The sequence below is a fragment of the Dietzia aurantiaca genome, from assembly GCF_021033825.1.
GTDB classification, from domain to species: domain Bacteria; phylum Actinomycetota; class Actinomycetes; order Mycobacteriales; family Mycobacteriaceae; genus Dietzia; species Dietzia aurantiaca.
This window is the reverse complement of the sequence record NZ_JAIFXZ010000009.1, coordinates 119,340-137,236: the sequence shown is the minus strand read 5'-3', so window position 1 is coordinate 137,236 and position 17,897 is coordinate 119,340. Positions and strand designations below refer to the sequence as shown.

The window sequence follows — 17,897 nt, the reverse complement described above, 5'->3', positions numbered from 1 at the left end:
CCGGTGGCGACGATCGAGCCCTACACCACCGCCGACGGCCAGAAGCGGTACAGGGTGAGGTATCGGACCCCAGACCGTCGGCAGACCTCCAAGCGCGGGTTCACCACCAAGCGTGATGCGAAGGAGTTCGCGGCGACAGTTGAGGTCGATAAGCTCCGCGGCCTCTACCGCGACCCGTCCGCCGGCCGAGTGACCGTCGACGAGCTCACGGTGCCGTGGCTCGCGGTCAAGAAGCACCAGCTCGCCCCGTCGTCGTACCACTCGTACGAGACGTCGTGGCGGGTACACGTTCGACCGCGCTGGGGAGACGTGCAGGTCGCGGATGTGGCGGCCTCGAGGGTGCAGGAGTGGGTATCTGAGTTGGCGTCGACGCGGTCTCGGGCGGTCGTGACCCGGGCGCTCGGGGTGTTGTCGGGCGCGTGTGAGCGGGCTGTAGCCGAGCGCAGGATCGTCGAGAACCCGTGCGTGGGCTTGGTGCTACCTGATCGGGCGGCCCGGCGGCGGGTCTATCTGTCGGCGGTGGATGCACAGAAGATCGCCGACGCGTCGGATCATCCACTGCTGGTGCGGACGTTGGCGTTCACGGGGTTGCGGTGGGGTGAGGCGATCGTGTTGCGACCGGTCGACGTGGATGCGGAGCGGGGCCGGATTGTGGTGCACAGGTCCGCGACGGAGGTGGCGCGGAACCTGGTGGTGGGGCCGCCGAAGACTCCGGGATCGAACCGTGAGGTGCCGGTACCCCAGTTCCTGCTGACTGTGATCGAGGAGCGGATGGCGGAGACTTCACCGGAGGGGCTGCTGTTTCCCGGTCCGGGCGGTGGGGTGCTGCGGACGCCGGATGTGCGGCGCGGCTGGTACGCCCGGGCTGTACGGGCGGCGGGAGTTCCGAGGGTGACGATCCACGATCTGCGGCACACCGCGGCATCTCTGGCGGTGCGTGCGGGGGCGTCGGTGTTGGCCGTGCAACGGATGCTGGGGCACACGTCCGCGGCGATGACGTTGGACGTGTACTCGGACCTGTGGGACGACGATCTGTCGGATCTGGCGGACAGGATGGACCGGCTTTACGGGAAGTGAGGCCAAAATGTGGCCACGTAGTCCGAGTGGGGTGGTGTTTGTGCTGTTCGTTCCGTGTTTATGCTGGTGCGCCCGGGGAGACTTGAACTCCCACATCCGTAGATACTGGAACCTAAATCCAGCGCGTCTGCCAATTCCGCCACGGGCGCGTGATACCCGGGGGTACCGCGAGGTGAGTTTAGCCTGCGGTCGGCGGTACCGTGGAGTCGTGTCCGTCAACCCGACTCCCCGCGCGGCCGGAGGCGATCCCGCTTCCGGAGATTCGGCTCAGCCGAGAATCCGGCACCGCCCGTCGTGGATCGCGTTCGTCGTCCTGGGTGCGATCGTCTGCCTGGGGATGGGGTTCTGGCAGCTGGCCCGTTACCAGGAGGCCTCCGGGACCGTCCAGAACCTCGGCTACACGTTCATGTGGCCGTTCCTGGCCGGATTCCTGGTCTATGCCTACTACAAGTACGTGCGTCTCGAGGCCGACGAGCAGGACCGGGCCGCTGGCGGGTACGACGTCGCGGGCGCCGGCGCCGTCGGTTCGTTCCCTCTCGACGAGGACGACGACAACCCCGCCGCAGGCTCCCACCCACCCGCAGCCGGTTCTCGTGCCGGATCGGGCGGGCGCGGTGGCCGTCAGGGCCCGGTTATGACGGAGATCCCGTCCGACCTGCTGCCGACGCGCCGATCCGTGGTGGACAGCGGGCCCCGCGACGAGGGCCTGGCCGCGTACAACTCGTATCTCGCCGAGCTGGCCCGTCAGGACGGCGTCGTCGATCGTTCACAGGAGAAGCCCGCTTCATGACCGCCACCACTGCCGCGACCACCGACGATCGCAAGCCGGACCCGAACGGCAAGATCTCCGGCGCGCTCAAGCGCTACCGCATCCTGGCCTGGATCACCGGTGTGTGGCTGCTCGTGCTCACGGCCGAGATGATCTACAAGTACCTTATCCTGGCGAGCTCGAGCGACGCCCCGGACTGGTTCACCTACATCGGCCAGGCGCACGGTGTGTTCTACATCCTGTACCTGTTCATGACCCTCGACCTGGCGATCAAGGCCCGGTGGAAGGCCTCGCGGACCCTGGCCACGGCGCTGGCGGGCACGATCCCGTTCCTGTCGTTCTGGTTCGAGCACAAGCGCACGAAGGACGTCCGCGAGGAGTTCGCAGTCTGAGGCGCTCGCTCCGAGCGCTCCCGCCGAGTAGCTCCACCCGCGCGAGCTTCCCCCGGCCCTGCTGCCGCCTCCCCGGCCAGTGGTCGCAGATCCCGCCGAGTGGTCGGTAGTCACGGTGACGCGGGGCCGCGGCTTGGCGTTTTGTGAGGCGGTGGGACCACTCGGCGGAACTATCTCGTCGGCGTATGCCCGGGCCGGCCAGGTGGTCGACGGCGTCGCCGCACGCATTCCACAGGGCCTCTCCGTATCCACAGACCGAGACGTTTTGCCAGGACAGATCGGCTGACGTCATCGGACGATGCGCGATGGTCGACGCGTGACCACATCTCCCGGCGGGCCGCGACGCTACGGCCATCTGCTCTCCGAGTTCGGCGCCCATCGCGCCACCGACCGCTACCGACGCACTCATCACGGCGTGTGGGAGCCACGAGAAACCCGCCAGACCCCGGTCTCCCGCCTCGCCGCGGCGACTGTCGCGGTCCCCGGCGCGGTGGCGACCGGGTGGCTGGCGGTCGCGATCCACGGCCACCCGTGGCTACCACGCGAGTACCCCGTCGAGTTGGCCGTCGGTCTCCGGCGCGTACGAAGACCGGGGATCACAGCTCGCCGCTACGACGTGCCGATCGACCGGGTCGAGACCATTCTCGATGCAGATCGCAATCCTCTGCTGGTCGCCTCTCCCGAATGGGCGCTGTTCGATCTCGCCCGGAATCTTGACCGCGACGAGGCAGTAGTCGCGCTCGACGGTGCCTGGCGGATGGGCCCGGGAATCGATGCCCGGCTCGCGATGCCGTCGCTCCTCGACCACTACCCGGGACTCAGGGGGCGGCGCATCGCACTGGACCGGTGCACGTTGGTCGACCCGAAGTCGCAGTCCGCCATGGAGACGCGACTGAGATTGTTCCTCGTGGATCTGGGAATCACCCACCTCATCTCGCAGTTCAAAGTTCGGGGGACTCCGTATCGTCTGGACTTCGCGGACCCGGAACGCATGATCGCGGTGGAGTACGACGGCGACCACCACTACGAGCCTCGACAACATGCCAGGGACGTCGAGCGCCGGAATCGTCTCGAAGCGCTCGGGTGGCGGTTCATCCAGGTAACCAAGCGGCAGTTCTACCTCACCCGCCAGGAACTCGCCGGGCAACTGCTCTGCGCCTTCAGTTAGGCGGACGCGCCTCGCGGTTCACAGGCCGCGGACTCGTGGAGTCGTGCGCTCGCGGCGAGTGGTCGAGATTCCCGCCTGCGCCGGGCCCGGTCTTGGCGTTTTGTGAGGCGGTGAGACCACTCGGTGGACCCGGCTGGCGGAGGCGGCGGGGCCGAGGACGAGTGAGGGCCGGGCGGAGGCTGGGTGGAGGCCGGGCGAGCGCCGGGTTGAGGCCCGGGCCAGGCCCGGGTTGAGGCCGGGCGACGGCCGGGTCAGGTTTGCTCGGCGAGCACTCGCAGCGCCGGTGCCAGCGCACGCAGCGCGCGGCCGCGATGCGAGGCCGCATCCTTCTCGGCCGGCGTGAGTTCGGCGGTGGCACGATCGGACCCCTCGGGCCGGAACAGCGGGTCGTAGCCGAACCCGCCCTCCCCGCGCGGCGCGCGCAGGACCGAACCCGGCCAGCGCCCCTCCGTCACGACCTCGGCGCCGTCCGGCCCGGAGGTGAAGTCCGGTCCGGGCGCCCCGCCCGGCCAGACCAGCGCGCAGGCGGAGACGAACGCCGCTCCCCGTCGCTCGTCGGGCACGTCGGTCAGCTGGCCCAGCAGCAGGGCGTTGTTCGCTGCGTCGTCGCCGTGGCTGCCGGCCCAGCGCGCCGAGAGCACGCCCGGCATACCGTTGAGCGCGTCCACGGCCAGGCCAGAGTCATCGGCCAGACACGCCAGGCCCGTGGCCCGCGCGCCCGACCGCGCCTTGATGAGGGCGTTCTCGCCGAAGGTCGCGCCGTCCTCGGGCTCCTCCGGGAACTCGGGGACCTCGTCCAGGCCCACCGGCTCGATGCCGACGATCCCCTCCGCGTCCAGCACCCGCCGCAGCTCGGCGAGCTTCTTTGCGTTCCGGCTGGCGACCAGCAGGCGCACGGCCACGGTCTACTTCCGCCGCGCCGGCACGCCGGGAGGCGTGGGCAGCTCGCCCGGGTACGGCGCGGCCAGCGCCTGACGCTGCAACTCGAACAGCTTCTCGCAGCCGGCCTGGGCCGAGTCGAGCATCTCGTTCAGCGTGTCGCGGCCGAAGGCGGCCCCCTCGGCGGTGCCCTGCACCTCGACGAGCGCGCCCGCGTCCGTACAGACCACGTTCATGTCCACCCCGGCCCGCGAGTCCTCCTCGTACGGCAGATCGCACAGGACGCGACCGTCGACCACGCCGACGCTCACCGCGGCGATCGCCCCGGTGAGCGGATTGCCGGTGACCGCTCCCTTGGACTGCAGCCAGGTCACCGCATCCGCCAGGGCGACGTACGCGCCGGTGATGGCCGCGGTGCGGGTGCCGCCATCGGCCTGGAGCACGTCACAGTCCAGCGCGATGGTGTTCTCCCCCAGCGCCGACAGGTCGATGCAGGCACGCAACGACCGGCCCACCAGGCGGCTGATCTCGTGGGTGCGGCCGCCGACCTTGCCGCGCACCGACTCACGGCCCGAACGCTCGTGCGTGGCCGCGGGCAACATCGCGTACTCGGCGGTGAGCCAACCCAGCCCCGAGCCCTTGCGCCACCTCGGCACCCCCTCGGTGACGCTGGCCGTGCACATCACCCGGGTCTGCCCGAAGGTGACGAGAACCGAACCCGCCGGATGCGAGGTGAAGCCCCGCGTGATGGTCACGTCGCGCAGATCGCCGTCCGCGCGCCCGTCTGCTCTGCTGATGCTCGAAGATGTCACGAGCGCCGATCCTAGCGGCGGACACCCGACACCGCGTGGCGACCGCCCCGGCGCCGGCCCTCAGATCTCCAGACGCAGGTCCGGCACGGCGAGCAGGATCTCGCCGGTGTACTCGGTCGCGGCCTCGGCACGCACCGCCTCGGGATCCGTCCACGGCGGGATGTGTGTCAGCACGAGCCGACCGACCCCGGCGCGCGCCGCGACCCGACCCGCCTCGATTCCCGACATATGGATGCCCGGCGGGTGCCCCTCCCGGTGCGTCCAGGACGCCTCGCAGAGCAGGACGTCCGCGCCGGCCGCGAGCTCGACCACCGACTCGCCATAAGCCGTGTCACCGCTGTAGACCAGCACGCGACCGTCGGCCGAGGTCAGGCGCAGGCCGTACGACTCGGGCGGATGGTCCACCCGGCCGGCCCGCACATGCAGGGCCACCTCGTCGTCGTCCTTGAACTCCAGCTCGGGCGTGACATCCCACGTCGACACCTCGAACGTGTCCGACAGGTCGTCCACCGCGCCCGGCTCCTCCGCCGACGCCACGCCGATCCGATAGGCCGTCCCCGACGGCCCCACCAACGGCACCCTCCCGGCCGTGGCCGAGTGCGGCCCGTACCGGCGCAGCACCAACAAGCTCGGCACGTCCAGGCAGTGATCGGCGTGGAGGTGCGACAGAAGAATCACGGCGTCCTCGGGGACGGCGTGGCGCTGCAGCGCGCCCAGCACCCCCGGCCCCATGTCGATCACCACGGGGGCCACGCCCTCGACCTCCACGAGGTACCCGGACGCCGGCGAGGTGGGTCCGCCGATACTTCCCGAGCACCCGAGGACTGTCAGAAACATGGGCACCATCGTGCCACGCCGGGTCGCGTGTCGTGCCGACTGCGCCCCTACCCACGTTGCGTGTCCCACACGGCTCAACCCACCGCCGTCCGGCCGACCGCCACCAGCCCGGGTCCGATGAAGCGCGATGCCACTCTGCGAAAGGCATCAGGATCGCCGGTGACGAGGAACTCCCGCGTCGCCGGATGCTCCGGGTCGTGCGGTCGCAACAAGTCCTCGGCGGTGAGCACCCGGAGCACGTCCTTGGCCGTCTCCTCCGCGCTCGAGACCAGCGTGACATCGTCCCCCACCGCCAGCTGGACCACGCCCGACAGCAGCGGGTAATGGGTGCAGCCCAGCACCAGGGTATCGACGTCCGAGTCGCGGATCGGGGCGAGGTAGGCCTCGGCCAGGCCGAGAACCTGGCGGCCGCTGGTGACGCCGCGCTCCACGAACTCCACGAACTTGGGGCACGCCACCGACGTGAGTTCGATGCCGGCCGCGGCGGCGACAGCGTCGTCGTAGGCCCGGGACGCGACCGTGGCCCGCGTGGCGATCACGCCGATCCTCCCCGACCGCGTGGTGGCCACCGCGCGGCGGGCCGCCGGCTGGATGACCTCCACCACGGGAACCGGGTAGCGCTCGCGGGCATCACGCAGCATGGCCGCCGACGCCGTGTTGCAGGCGATCACCAACGCCTTGACGCCGCGGTCGACGAGCTGGTCGGCGATCGCCAGAGCGTGCGCGCGGACCTCCGCGATCCGCAGCGGCCCGTACGGCCCGTGAGCGGTGTCGCCGACGTAGACCACCGACTCGTCGGGCAGCTGGTCCATGATCGCGCGCGCCACGGTCAGTCCGCCCGCCCCCGAGTCGAAGACCCCGATCGGTGCATTCCGGTCCGACGGCGTGCCCGTCGTGCCGCGGCCCCGGGAGGTCACCGGCGCGCCCAGACTCCGGCCGGTCACCCCCGCTGCCCGGCGGGGAGCTGCTTCGACCCGCGGTCCCGCTTGAGCCCGTACGCCGCCACCAGGCCGCCGATCGCACCGCCGAGGTGGCCCTGCCACGACACGCCTTCGAGCATCGGTGACAGACCGGCGAGGGTCTCGACGCCGTAGAAGATCCCGATGACCACCCCGATCACCAGGTGCAGGAACCTGCGGGTGAAGAAGCCGCGGAGGATCACGTACGCCACGTAGCCGAACACGATTCCGGACGCGCCGATGTGGACGGTGCCGACGCCACCGAGCAGCCAGGACACCACGCCCGAGGCGACCCAGGAGATGAGCGTGACGCTGATGAGCGGACGGACGCCGGACATCGCGATGATCGAGCCGAGGACCAGGAGGGCTACCGAGTTGCCGATCAGGTGCGCCCAGTCACCGTGCAACAGGGGCTGGAAGACGATCCCCAGGAGGCCGTCGGTCGACAGGGGCTCGACCCCGTGCGCGTCGAGCGTGTTGCGGGGGTTGCCGGTCGCCCACATCAGAACCTGATCGGCCGCCTCGACCACCCACATCAGGGCGACGAAGCAGAACAACAGGATGAGCGCCGGCCCACGCCGGGGGCCCTGCCTGGCGGGCGCCGGGGCGCCGACGCCGGGGGTCATCGGGGCTCGGGGGTCGTGGTACACGGTGTTCTCCTCATTCCCCGGTCAGGGCGGTACACAGGGAGTCCTGCATGAACGTCAGCCAGTGGTAGACGTCCAGCTGCGCCGAGCGCGGATCGTCCTCCGGCACGAACTCCGGGATGTCGGTCGCGGGGGCGCCGTCCGCTTCGCCGGCCTCGAGCAGCACCGCGCCCAACCCCAGGCGGACGTCGTTGAGACAGCCCATCCAGGCCTGCGCCTGGTCCATGGTCAGCGAGACGGTCCCCCCGCGGGCCGGCAGCGAGCGCAGCAGCACCGCCGCCGACGCGAGCTTGGCGTCGATGATCTCGGGCTCGTGGATCATCCGCATGCCCGAGTTGTGGGCGCGCGCCACGGCCCCGGCGTCCGACCCCGCCCCGGACAGTCCCTGCGGCCCGTCCGCTTTCTCGGGTCGGTGGAAGTCCGGCAGCAGTCTCGCGAGCGGCGCCTGGTCCGGCAGCGCGGAATGCCCACTGCGCATGCCGGTGATCTCGGCCAGCTCGTCCCGCGGCGCGGAGTCGCGGCGCTGCTCGAGCATGTCCACGACGTTGGAGACCAGCGCGTGCAGGATCTGCACCTCGTGGCTCTCCATCACCGACTTGATCCGAGGGCCGCCCAGGGAGGACTTTCGCTGCCAGGCCTTCACGGACTCACGCCTCCCGCTGCATGGTGGCCCACAGCCCGGCCTCTTGCAGTTTCCGCACGTCGTTCTCCACCTTGTCCCGACCCCCGGAGGACACGACCGCCCGGCCGTCGTTGTGCACCTTGAGCATCAGGTCATGCGCGTGCTCGCGGGTGTAACCGAACACCCGCTGGAACACGAACGTCACGTAGCTCATGAGGTTGACCGGATCGTCCCAGACCACGGTGAGCCACGGATTGTCGACCCCGCCGTCGAGCTCCGTATCCGTGGACTCCACGGGCACCGCCGAAGGCATCGCCATGTACGGGGCGGTGCTCCGGACGGCCGCGAGCGGTGTCGTCACTGGGTGCATGCATCCCAGGATACGGATTCCCGCCCCCGCGGCCACGACGTAGAGTCGGCCGCGTGACCCCGACGACATCGCCCGCCTCCGAACCCCGGTCGGGGCGGCCCTCCACCGCGCTGCTGACGGACAAGTACGAGCTCACCATGATCAGCGCGGCACTGGCCGACGGCACAGCCGACCGGCCCTGCGTCTTCGAGGTGTTCGCCCGCCGCCTGCCCGCGGGCCGCCGGTACGGCGTCGTCGGCGGCACCGGCCGTCTGCTCGACCGGCTCGCCGACTTCCGGTTCACCGAGGAGGAGGTCGCGGTGGTCGCGGATTCCCTCGACGAGCGGACCATCCGATGGCTCCGGGACTTCCGGTTCACCGGCGACATCGACGGCTACCGGGAAGGCGAGCTCTACTTTCCCGGCTCCCCCGTGCTCAGTGTCCGCGGCGGCTTCGCCGAGTGTGTGGTGCTCGAGACCCTGGTGTTGTCCGTGTTCAACCACGACAGCGCGATCGCGGCCGCGGCCGCCCGGATGAGTTCCGCCGCACGCGGCCGCCGCATCATCGAGATGGGCTCACGCCGCACCCACGAGGAGGCGGCCGTGGCCGCGGCCCGCGCCTCCTACCTCGCCGGTTTCCACTCCACCTCCAATGTCGAGGCCACCCGGCGCCACGGTGTCCCCTCCGCTGGCACATCTGCGCACGCGTTCACGCTGCTCCACACCGGGCCCGACGGCCCCGACGAGGCGGCCGCCTTCCGCTCGCAGGTCGCAACCCTCGGGGTGGGTACGACGCTGCTGGTCGACACCTACGACATCACTTCCGGCGTGGCCACCGCGGTCGAGGTGGCAGGCCCCGAACTCGGGGGCGTGCGGATCGATTCCGGCGACCTCGGCGTGCTCGCCAGGCAGGTGCGGGACCAGCTGGACGCCCTCGGGGCGCAGCGCACGAAGATCGTCGTCTCCGGGGACCTGGACGAGTACGCGATAGCCGCGCTGCGCGCCGAGCCCGTCGACGTCTACGGCGTCGGCACGCGACTGGTGACCGGCTCCGGCGCCTCGACGGCGGGCATGGTCTACAAGCTCGTGGAGGTCGACGGCATCCCGGTGGCCAAACGCTCCACCCACAAGGAGACGCTGCCCGGTGCAAAGCGCGCGGTCCGGTACCACCGGGCCTCGGGTACCGCGGTCGAGGAAGTGCTGGTCCCCGTGTCCGGCAGTGCGCCCGACGAGCCCGGTCTCGAGCAGCGCGAGCTGATGATCCCCATGTTCCGCGACGGCGAGCCCGTGCCGGATCTGCCCTCACTCGAGCAGTCCCGCGACCACCACGCGGCCGTGATGGTGAGCCTGCCGTGGGAGGGACTCGCGCTCAGTGCCGGGGATCCCGCCATCCCCGTTCGTACCGTCGCACCGCACGGCATCCCCTCGTAATACGCCGGCCGTCCGTGCCCCGTGGGGAGGACCGACGGCGACCGCGTCCGCGCCCACCGGCCGCTGACCTCGTGTCGGATCGGGCGGCTAGGGTTACCGCGTGACCGACTCGCTTCCCTCCGTCTCCGAGCTCCTCGACACCGCTGTCGAGGGCCTCGGAGGAAGTCGACGCGACGGCCAGCTGATGATGGCCGAGGCGGTGGGAAACGCGTTGTCGACCGGCGAGCATCTCGCCGTGCAGGCCGGCACCGGCACGGGTAAATCCCTGGCGTATCTCGTACCCTCGCTGCGGCACTCCGTGGAGACGGGCGGCACCGTCGTCGTCTCCACCGCCACGATCGCCCTGCAGAACCAGCTCGTGGACCGGGACCTGCCGCGCCTGGCCGCCGCGCTGCGACCGTCGCTCGGCGTGGCGCCCTCCCACGCGATCCTCAAGGGCCGCGGTAACTACCTGTGCCTCCACCGCGTGAGCACCGGGCCGGTCGACGAGGCCGACCCGGAGGAGATCGAGACGGAGGAGCTGTTCGACCTCCCCCTCGGCGGCGAGTCCACGGCCGCACGCACCCCGCGGCAGGCTTCGCCCCGCGACACGGGCCCGTCCTCGTGGCTCGGCCGGGAGATCGCGCGGCTGCACGACTGGGCGCAGGAGACCGACACCGGCGACCGGGACGATCTGCCCCGCGGCGTCTCGGACGCGGCGTGGCGACAGGTCTCGGTGACGAGCCGCGAATGCCTGGGGCAGCTGTGCCCCGAGTTCTCCGAGTGCTTCGCCGAACTGGCTCGGCAGGAGGCCGGACGCGCGGACGTGGTGGTGACCAACCACGCGCTGTTGGCGATCGACGCCATGACCGACGTGTCGGTGCTCCCGGAGCATGATGCCGTGGTGATCGACGAGGCCCACGAACTGTCGGATCGGGTCACCGGTGTCTCCACCGCGGAACTCACCGGCGCCGCCGTCATCCAGGCCGCACGCCGGGCTGCCAAGCTCGTCGACCAGCAGACCGCGGACCGTATGGTCGCCGCCGGCGAGGGCCTGGCCGGGCTACTCGAGATCTGCCCCGAGGGGCGCTGGGACATCCTTCCCGAGGGGGCGGACCTGGCGCTGGCCGCCGTCCGCCACACCGCGGAGAACTGCCGCAGCGCGGTGCCCGGCCCCAAGCCCGGGGAGGCGGCCGGCGACCCGCAGGGGGCCTCGGACCGGCAGAAGACGTTGGCGGCGCTCGACGAGATCGCCGAGGCCGCCGACCGCATGCTCGGGTCCTACGACAAGCCCGTGGCCGAGCGCCTGGAGATCGTCTGGATGAGCCAGGAGGACCGACGCGGGCGCATCCTGCGGGTCGCGCCGCTGACCGTGGCGGGACTCCTGCGTACCCGCCTGTTCGCCGAGTCCACGGTGATCCTCACCTCCGCCACCCTCACGACGGGTGGGAAGTTCGACGGGCTGGCCGCCAGCTGGGGTCTGCCGCCCGCCTCCGCCGCGCGCCCGGACCCGGCGACGGCCGTCTCCCTCGAGCCGCCGTCCGACGAGGACGCCACCGCACTGCGCTGGTCGGGCATGGACGCCGGATCGCCGTTCGACTACCGCCGCAACGGCATCCTCTACGTGGCCGCGCACCTGCCCGCCCCCGGCCGCGACGGGACCTCGTCCGACGCGGAGGACGAGCTCGTGGATCTCGTCGCCGCCGCCGGTGGGCGCACGCTGGGACTGTTCTCGTCGATGCGGGCGGCCAAGGCCGCCGCCGAGCTCCTGCGCGAACGGTTGGACACCCCGGTCCTGTGCCAGGGCGAGGACTCGACGGCCAATCTCGTCGCGCAGTTCGCGGAGGACGAGGAGACCACGCTGGTCGGGACGCTCTCTCTCTGGCAGGGGGTCGACGTCCCCGGCAAGACGCTGTCCCTCGTCGTCATCGACCGGATCCCGTTCCCCCGCCCGGACGACCCGCTACTGTCGGCGCGGCAGCGCTCGGTGGCTGCCCGCGGCGGTAACGGCTTCCTCGCCGTCGCCGGTAACCACGCCGCCCTCCTGCTCGCGCAGGGCGTCGGGCGCCTCCTCCGTCGTACCGAGGACCGGGGCGTCGTGGCCATACTCGACTCCAGGCTGGTCACCGCCCGCTATGGCGGCTACCTCCGCGCCTCACTGCCCCCGTTCTGGCAGACCACCAACCGCGACGTGGTGCTCGGCGCCCTGGAGCGGCTTCGCGACTCCTGATCCGTCGGAGGCGGCGCCGGCGGGGCGTCAGCGCCGCGCATGGCCCGGTCTCATCGCGGCAGGATGACCGGCACCCGGGTGTCCGGATCGGGAATCACCCGGCACCGCAGACCGAACACCTCTCCCACCAGTTCCTCGGTCAGGAGCTCGGCCGGAGGCCCGGACGCCACCACCCGCCCGTCCTTCATCACGATCAGATGCGTCGCGAACCTGGCGGCGTTCCCCAACTCGTGCAACACCGCCACGATCGTCCGGCCCCGCGCACGAAGATCGTCGAGCAGGCGCAGCGTCTCCACCTGATGCGCGATGTCCAGGAAGGTCGTCGGCTCGTCCAACAACAGGCAGGGCGCGTCCTGCGCCAGTGCCAGCGCGATCCACACGCGCTGGCGCTGCCCGCCCGACAGGGTGTCGACGAGTCGGTCCGCCAACTCGTCGACGTGGGTCAACTCCATGGCGGTGGTCACTGCTTCCTCGTCGCGGGCGCTCCACTGGGCGAACAGGGTCTGGTGCGGATAGCGACCGCGCCGCACCAGCTCGGCCACCCGGATCCCGTCCGGGATCGGCGAGTCCTGGGGGAGCAGGCTCAGACGGCGGGCGACGTCGGCCGTACGCACGCGGGCGAGGTCCTCGCCGCCGAGGAGGACCTGACCCGACGATGGGGTGAGAAGTCTCGTGAACACCCTGAGCAGGGTGGACTTTCCGCATCCGTTGGGTCCGATGATCGCGGTGAACTCGCCGGCCGGCACGCTCGCCGAGACATCGGACAGCACGTTCTCGCCCCGCCGGTACGCCACGGACACCCCGCGCGCCTCCAGTGCCGATTCCACACTCAACTCCTGTCACTCTCCCGCACCAGCAGGTACACCAGATAGATCCCGCCCAGACAGACCGTCACCGCGCCGACCGGCACACTGGCGGCGGGGATCGCGTGCTGGGCTATCAGATCGGACCCGGCGAGCAGGACCGCTCCGACGAGGGCTGCGCCGACCGGGTCGAAGCCACCCGACCGCCGCCGGATCCGCCGCGCGATCTGCGGCGCGGCCAGAGAGATGAACGCGATCGGCCCGGTCACCGCGGTCACCAGCGCGGTCAGCGCCACTCCCACCACGACGGCGACGGCCTTCACCGGCTCTGTCCGGACCCCGCGCGTCTTCGCGGCGTCATCGCCCAACTCGAGCTGGGTGATTCGTCGGGCCAGCCACGGGACCAGCGCCACGAGGGCCAGGGCCAGCGCGCCTGCTCCGAGCAGCTGTGGCCAGCGGACGCCGTTCAGGGATCCCGCGCCCCAGACCGCGGCCCGCAGCGCCACGTCGAGTTCGGATGAGACGACCAGCCATGAGTTGATCGACCCGAGGAACGCGCTGAAGGCGATCCCCACGATGATCAGGCGGAATCCCTGGAGCCCGGAGGAGTAGGCGAACAGGTACACCAATCCGGCCGCGGCCACTCCCCCGACCACGGCGCCCGCGGAGACCGCGGCGTAGCCCATCCCGCCCAGACTGATGACCACCAGGACCCCGGTGAATGCGCCGGTGTTGAGGCCGATGATGTCGGGGCTCCCCAACGGATTGCGCGTCAGCGACTGGAAGACGGCGCCGCTGATCCCGAGGCAGGCGCCGAACACCGCGGCGGCGAAGGCGCGGGGCGCCCGCCACTGCACCACGACCATCGAGTCCAGTCTCGTGGCCTCGGGGCCGAATGCCCGCACGACACGATCGAGGGGGATCAGCTGGTCCCCGACCATGAGCGAGGCCAGGACCAGCGCGACGAGGACGACGACGACAAGACCCGCGACCCGGATGTCACCGGGCGTCACGATACGGCTGAATCGGCCCAGCCGGACGGCCCGCTCGCCGGTCACATTCCTCCCCGTTCCGCCCGGCGGACGAGCAGGATTAGCACCGGGGCCCCGAGGAATGCGGTGACGATTCCCACGCGCAACTCCGCCGGCCAGGCCACGAGGCGTCCGATGATGTCCGCGACAACGAGCAGTATCGGGGCGGCCACCACCGAGTAAGCCATGATCCACCGATGGTCCGGGCCCGTGACCAGCCGAACCGCGTGCGGGATCATCAGTCCCACGAACGCGATCGGCCCGGCGGCCGCTGTGGCGGCGCCACACAGCACCGTGATCGCCAGGGCCGAGGTGCCCCGTACGAGGCCGATCGGCACCCCCAGTGCACGGGCCCGGTCGTCACCGAGCGCGATGGCGTTGACCGCTCGCCCGGTCAGCATGGCCACCACGAGCCCAACCACGATGAACGGGGCGACGAACGCGACGGTCCCCTCGGGTCGGTCGGCGATGCTCCCGACACCCCAGAACCGCATCTGGTCGAAGACACGGGGAAGCACCAGTTCGAGTGACTGGGTGATGCCGGTGCACACGGCTGTCAGGGCCACCCCGATCAGGGTGAGTCGCACCGGCGTCGCTCCGTGTGGCCCGCGCAGGGCGATCGTATAGACGAGCACGAACGACAGCAGCGCACCGGCGAACGCGAACCACACGTAGCCACTGATCGAGGTGATCCCGAAGAACGCCACGGCCACCGCCACCGCGAGCCCCGCACCGGCGTTGACGCCGAGAATCCCCGGGTCCGCGAGGGGGTTCCGGGTCAGAGCCTGGGCGAGTGCGCCCGACACACCGAGCGCCGCGCCCACCAGGACCCCGAGGAGAGTCCTGGGCAGTCGCATCTCCACAACGGTCGAGTGGATGATCGGGTCGGCCGTGCCCGTCAACGCCGACATGACCTCGCCGGGTCCGAGTGACGCCGACCCGACGAACAGGCTCAGGGCGCAGACGGCCCCCAGGAGGACGACGCCGATCGCGAGGCCGATGATCCGCCGTCCGGTCCGGTGCCCGCTCCGTGGCGGATCTGTGTGGATGGCCTGCGGAGAGATCGACCGGGTGGCCCGCTCGGCCCGCCGGCCGGTGCGCCCGTCCGACCGAGCGGACCGGTTCGCCGGACGCTCGGAGGTCGTCGGCTGAGTCGGGGTCACTGCCGGGACGCACCGTCGTCGTCTCGGATGAACTCGTCCGCGACGACTCCCCACCCGAGGGTGTGCCGTTGCCGCGCGGTCCATCCGGCCGCCCGGGCCAGCTCTCCGACCCGGTCCTGCGTCCGAGGGTCGCGCCCTGTGGTGACGAAGCGGAGCAGCGCCTGGTCAGCGGCGGTCTGCGACAGCCCGTCGGGGGTACTCGAGTCGATGACCAGCGCGCGGCCGGCCATGTCGGACAGGTCCCGCAGATGCTGCAGGGCCGACTGGTCATCGAGGTGACTCAGGAGCATTGCCGAGACCACCACATCGCCGCGCTCTCGATCGACCTCCACGTGGACGCTGCCGTCTCCGGCGCCGTGCGCGAGCCGGGCCACCAGGCCCGCCCCCGGGCCCACCGCGACGATCCCCGGGCTCGCGAGTCCGGTCAGAACGCGCCGGAGGCCGTGCTGGAGGAAGACCAGCGACTCGGATTCGTGCTCGAGGTGATGCGCCACCTCGGGGTCGGTGAGCGCGGACTCCGCGAACGGCAGCCCGGTGTCCAACTGCCAGCCGGGGGTCCCACTGCGGAGCGAATCCGCCAGATGACGCAGTGCGAGGACCTGGTCGGCCTCGGTCCCCGTGAACTCGTCCCGTGAGTGCGCGTCGTCGACGAGGGATACGGCCAGATCGGTCAGGGCCCAGCGCCCGTCGGGCTGACCGTCCAGGAGACCGGCGGCGGCGAGCGTGCCCACGAGCGAGTCGAGTCCGTGTCGGACGCCGAGCGCCGAGGATGCCTCCGAGACCGACATCGGACGGTCCCGCAGTACATCGAGTAGGCCCGTCCGGAGGGCGGCGCGGACCGCGAACCAGGCCACCGGCGGCCCGGGCAGTTCGGGAACGCTCTCCCCCGCCTTCTCGGCGTGTTCGATGTGCCAGTAGCCGGTGATACTGCGGTGAGATTTCTCGACGCGGCCCGCCAGACGACGCCGGAGTGGGAGCAGCGACCGAGCCTCACCTGCGGCCCAGACGAACGGACGGTCCCCGAGCGTCTCCGCCTCGTCCACCGTGTCGAACAACGCGGCGATCGCCTCGCCGTCCGGCTCCGGCATCAGCTCGACCCGGATCGAATCCGTCTCCCGGATCGTGAGATCCGTCGATGCACCCTCGCCTCCGATGGTCACCACCACATGCGCCGGAACCATCAGCGGCCGCTCGTCCAGGAACCGCCGGACGGCGGGAAGCGCGGTCTCGTCGCCGATCAGGACGATGGACGTGGCGTCGTCCGGTAGCATCTGGGACGATTTCGGTCCGACGAAACTCACCGTCGACCCCGGCGTCGCCTGCCGCGCCCAGCTCACAGCCGGGCCGTCCCCGTGCAGGACGAAATCCACGGTGAAGCCCCCGGACCGGCCATCGACGCTGTGTGGTGTGTAGTCCCGGGTCAACCGGTGCTCCGAGGGCGTCCACTCGATCCCGTCGACGTGTTGGCGGGGCAACGCCGCCTCGACGTCTCCGTCGGCGGCGAAGATCAGCTTGATGTGATCGTCGAAGCCGGGGGCGGCGAAGGCCGGGTGGCTGATTCCCGCCCTCTCGAACGCACCGAGTTCGTCGCCTTCCAGGCGGACACGACGAGTGCGACCGTCAACGTCTTCCGTCGAGACCACGTGCGCAGTCCGCACCACCAGGGGATGGATGACGAGATCGGTCAGACTCATCGAGGGAACTCCGCCTGCACGATGTCGAGGATCGCGAGCGCCTCGTTGTAGTCGTGGCGCACCGCCCAGTACGGGAGGTCGTACGCGTTGTCCCCGACGAACGCGGGGAGGTTGCGCCAGGCAGGGTTGTCGGCCAGTTCGGCCACCGACGTCGTCTCCCCGTTGAACCCCATGACGAACACCGTCTCGCTGTCGACGATCTGTCCGAGTTGCTCGGTGGACAGCTCCGCCATGTCGCCACCCGGCTGATAGGGCTCGAGGTTGTGCCGGGCGACGAGGTCGTCGGTCCGGAATCCGAGCTCGGCGAACATCACGGAAAGACCGGTGTCCTCGAACAACAGGTACGGGGTCCCGTCCGCGGTCACGCTGATGAACGACGTCGGCTGCGGGGGAACCCGGATCTCGTCGGCCACCTCGGTGACCCGCTCGTCGTAGGTCGCGACCATGTCGTCGAATTCGTCCTGCCGGTCGAACACGTCCGTGGCCAGGAACTCGGCCTGTTCACGCCAGTCGACGAAGGACTTGTCCACCATGACCGTCGGGGCGATCGCCGACAGGTCCTCGTAGGCCGCGTCGGCCTGGAAGTTGGGGAACCCCCATCCGCCGGCCACGATGAGGTCGGGATCGGTGGCGAGAATGGCTTCGAGGTCGAATCCGTCAGCGGACCACGGGAGGAACTCGGTGCCGTCCTCTTCCGGAGCGTTTCCCCAGAGTTCGGAGAACTCTCCGTTGGCCTGGCTCGCGTCCTCCGGGATCGTGGCGGCCACCGGGATGTCGAGTTCGTACAGGTACCCGGCGAGTGCGTAGTTGAGCACGACCACGCGCTCCGGGTCCGACGGCACCTCCACGTCCCCCTTCGGCGTGCTGACCGTGCGCGTTCCGCCCGGCTCGCTCGCTGCGCCGGCGGACGGGTCCCCCTCTCCGGTCGAACACGCCGCGGTGGCGGCCAGCATGAGTGTCATCGCCGCGGCCATGATCGGGCGCATCAGCGCACGGGTGTTGTGTGACATCAGTCCTCCGGTGCAAAATTAGGTGAGGCTTACCAAATAGCCCCCG

The 17,897-nt window shown here is 70.7% G+C and carries 18 protein-coding genes and 1 tRNA gene; 6 read left to right on the top strand and 13 right to left on the bottom strand.

Going from position 1 to position 17,897, the window contains the following annotated elements; genetic code table 11:
• Positions 1 to 3 precede the first annotated feature (3 nt).
• The gene (locus tag K3888_RS17880) at positions 4 to 1,077 is read left to right on the top strand and encodes a site-specific integrase (protein ID WP_230930333.1); all 1,074 of its coding nucleotides are present in this window, start codon (positions 4 to 6) and stop codon (positions 1,075 to 1,077) included.
• A 64-nt stretch (positions 1,078 to 1,141) separates the two neighbouring features.
• Here the strand turns inward: K3888_RS17880 and K3888_RS11170 are convergent.
• A tRNA-Leu gene (locus K3888_RS11170) sits at positions 1,142 to 1,226 on the bottom strand.
• A gap of 59 nt (positions 1,227 to 1,285) precedes the next feature.
• On the opposite strand from K3888_RS11170, the gene K3888_RS11165 reads away from it, so the two are divergent.
• The 3 genes from K3888_RS11165 (at position 1,286) to K3888_RS17875 (ending at position 3,406) form a co-directional block, all read left to right on the top strand.
• On the top strand, positions 1,286 to 1,867 hold the full coding sequence (locus K3888_RS11165; protein ID WP_230930332.1) for a hypothetical protein: 582 nt from the start codon (positions 1,286 to 1,288) through the stop codon (positions 1,865 to 1,867).
• Complete coding sequence (locus tag K3888_RS11160) at positions 1,864 to 2,238, top strand: DUF3817 domain-containing protein (protein ID WP_230930331.1); 375 nt, start codon at positions 1,864 to 1,866, stop codon at positions 2,236 to 2,238. The genes K3888_RS11165 and K3888_RS11160 overlap by 4 nt, the downstream gene beginning before the upstream one ends.
• Before the next feature lie 316 nt (positions 2,239 to 2,554).
• Positions 2,555 to 3,406, top strand: coding sequence for an endonuclease domain-containing protein (locus tag K3888_RS17875; protein WP_230930330.1), 852 nt, complete (start codon positions 2,555 to 2,557; stop codon positions 3,404 to 3,406).
• Between the two features lie 251 nt (positions 3,407 to 3,657).
• On the opposite strand, the gene K3888_RS11150 is transcribed toward K3888_RS17875, so the two are convergent.
• From K3888_RS11150 to clpS, 7 genes are all read right to left on the bottom strand, one after another.
• Complete coding sequence (locus tag K3888_RS11150; protein WP_230930329.1) at positions 3,658 to 4,308, bottom strand: non-canonical purine NTP pyrophosphatase; 651 nt, start codon at positions 4,306 to 4,308, stop codon at positions 3,658 to 3,660.
• 3 nt (positions 4,309 to 4,311) lie between these two features.
• On the bottom strand, positions 4,312 to 5,097 hold the full coding sequence (gene rph / locus K3888_RS11145) for a ribonuclease PH (protein ID WP_230930328.1): 786 nt from the start codon (positions 5,095 to 5,097) through the stop codon (positions 4,312 to 4,314).
• 60 nt (positions 5,098 to 5,157) lie between these two features.
• The gene (locus K3888_RS11140) at positions 5,158 to 5,934 is read right to left on the bottom strand and encodes an MBL fold metallo-hydrolase (protein WP_230930327.1); all 777 of its coding nucleotides are present in this window, start codon (positions 5,932 to 5,934) and stop codon (positions 5,158 to 5,160) included.
• Between the two features lie 74 nt (positions 5,935 to 6,008).
• A complete protein-coding gene (gene murI / locus K3888_RS11135; protein ID WP_230930369.1) occupies positions 6,009 to 6,851 on the bottom strand; it encodes a glutamate racemase in 843 nt (280 codons plus the stop codon).
• Between the two features lie 23 nt (positions 6,852 to 6,874).
• A complete protein-coding gene (locus K3888_RS11130) occupies positions 6,875 to 7,543 on the bottom strand; it encodes a rhomboid family intramembrane serine protease (RefSeq protein WP_230930326.1) in 669 nt (222 codons plus the stop codon).
• A 10-nt stretch (positions 7,544 to 7,553) separates the two neighbouring features.
• Entirely contained in the window at positions 7,554 to 8,183 is a 630-nt protein-coding gene (locus K3888_RS11125; protein WP_230930325.1) for a DUF2017 domain-containing protein, read from the bottom strand.
• Between the two features lie 4 nt (positions 8,184 to 8,187).
• A complete protein-coding gene (gene clpS / locus K3888_RS11120) occupies positions 8,188 to 8,532 on the bottom strand; it encodes an ATP-dependent Clp protease adapter ClpS (RefSeq protein WP_372459563.1) in 345 nt (114 codons plus the stop codon).
• A 53-nt stretch (positions 8,533 to 8,585) separates the two neighbouring features.
• On the opposite strand from clpS, the gene K3888_RS11115 reads away from it, so the two are divergent.
• Both K3888_RS11115 and K3888_RS11110 read left to right on the top strand, forming a co-directional pair.
• Entirely contained in the window at positions 8,586 to 9,941 is a 1,356-nt protein-coding gene (locus tag K3888_RS11115; protein ID WP_308281981.1) for a nicotinate phosphoribosyltransferase, read from the top strand.
• 100 nt (positions 9,942 to 10,041) lie between these two features.
• Positions 10,042 to 12,150: an ATP-dependent DNA helicase gene (locus K3888_RS11110; protein WP_230930324.1), complete on the top strand. Its 2,109-nt coding sequence runs from the start codon at positions 10,042 to 10,044 to the stop codon at positions 12,148 to 12,150.
• 50 nt (positions 12,151 to 12,200) lie between these two features.
• Here K3888_RS11110 and K3888_RS11105 read toward each other — a convergent pair whose 3' ends face one another.
• From K3888_RS11105 to K3888_RS11085, 5 genes are read right to left on the bottom strand one after another with little or no spacing between them, the layout of a single operon-like run.
• Complete coding sequence (locus tag K3888_RS11105) at positions 12,201 to 12,977, bottom strand: ABC transporter ATP-binding protein (protein WP_230930323.1); 777 nt, start codon at positions 12,975 to 12,977, stop codon at positions 12,201 to 12,203.
• A gap of 2 nt (positions 12,978 to 12,979) precedes the next feature.
• Positions 12,980 to 14,011, bottom strand: coding sequence for a FecCD family ABC transporter permease (locus tag K3888_RS11100; protein WP_230930322.1), 1,032 nt, complete (start codon positions 14,009 to 14,011; stop codon positions 12,980 to 12,982).
• Positions 14,008 to 15,147, bottom strand: coding sequence for a FecCD family ABC transporter permease (locus K3888_RS11095; RefSeq protein ID WP_230930321.1), 1,140 nt, complete (start codon positions 15,145 to 15,147; stop codon positions 14,008 to 14,010). Before K3888_RS11095 ends, K3888_RS11100 begins: the two co-directional genes overlap by 4 nt.
• The gene (locus K3888_RS11090) at positions 15,144 to 16,841 is read right to left on the bottom strand and encodes a siderophore-interacting protein (RefSeq protein ID WP_230930320.1); all 1,698 of its coding nucleotides are present in this window, start codon (positions 16,839 to 16,841) and stop codon (positions 15,144 to 15,146) included. Before K3888_RS11090 ends, K3888_RS11095 begins: the two co-directional genes overlap by 4 nt.
• Positions 16,838 to 17,851, bottom strand: a complete 1,014-nt coding sequence (locus K3888_RS11085; RefSeq protein ID WP_230930319.1) for an ABC transporter substrate-binding protein — start codon at positions 17,849 to 17,851, stop codon at positions 16,838 to 16,840. The genes K3888_RS11090 and K3888_RS11085 overlap by 4 nt, the downstream gene beginning before the upstream one ends.
• Positions 17,852 to 17,897 lie beyond the last annotated feature (46 nt).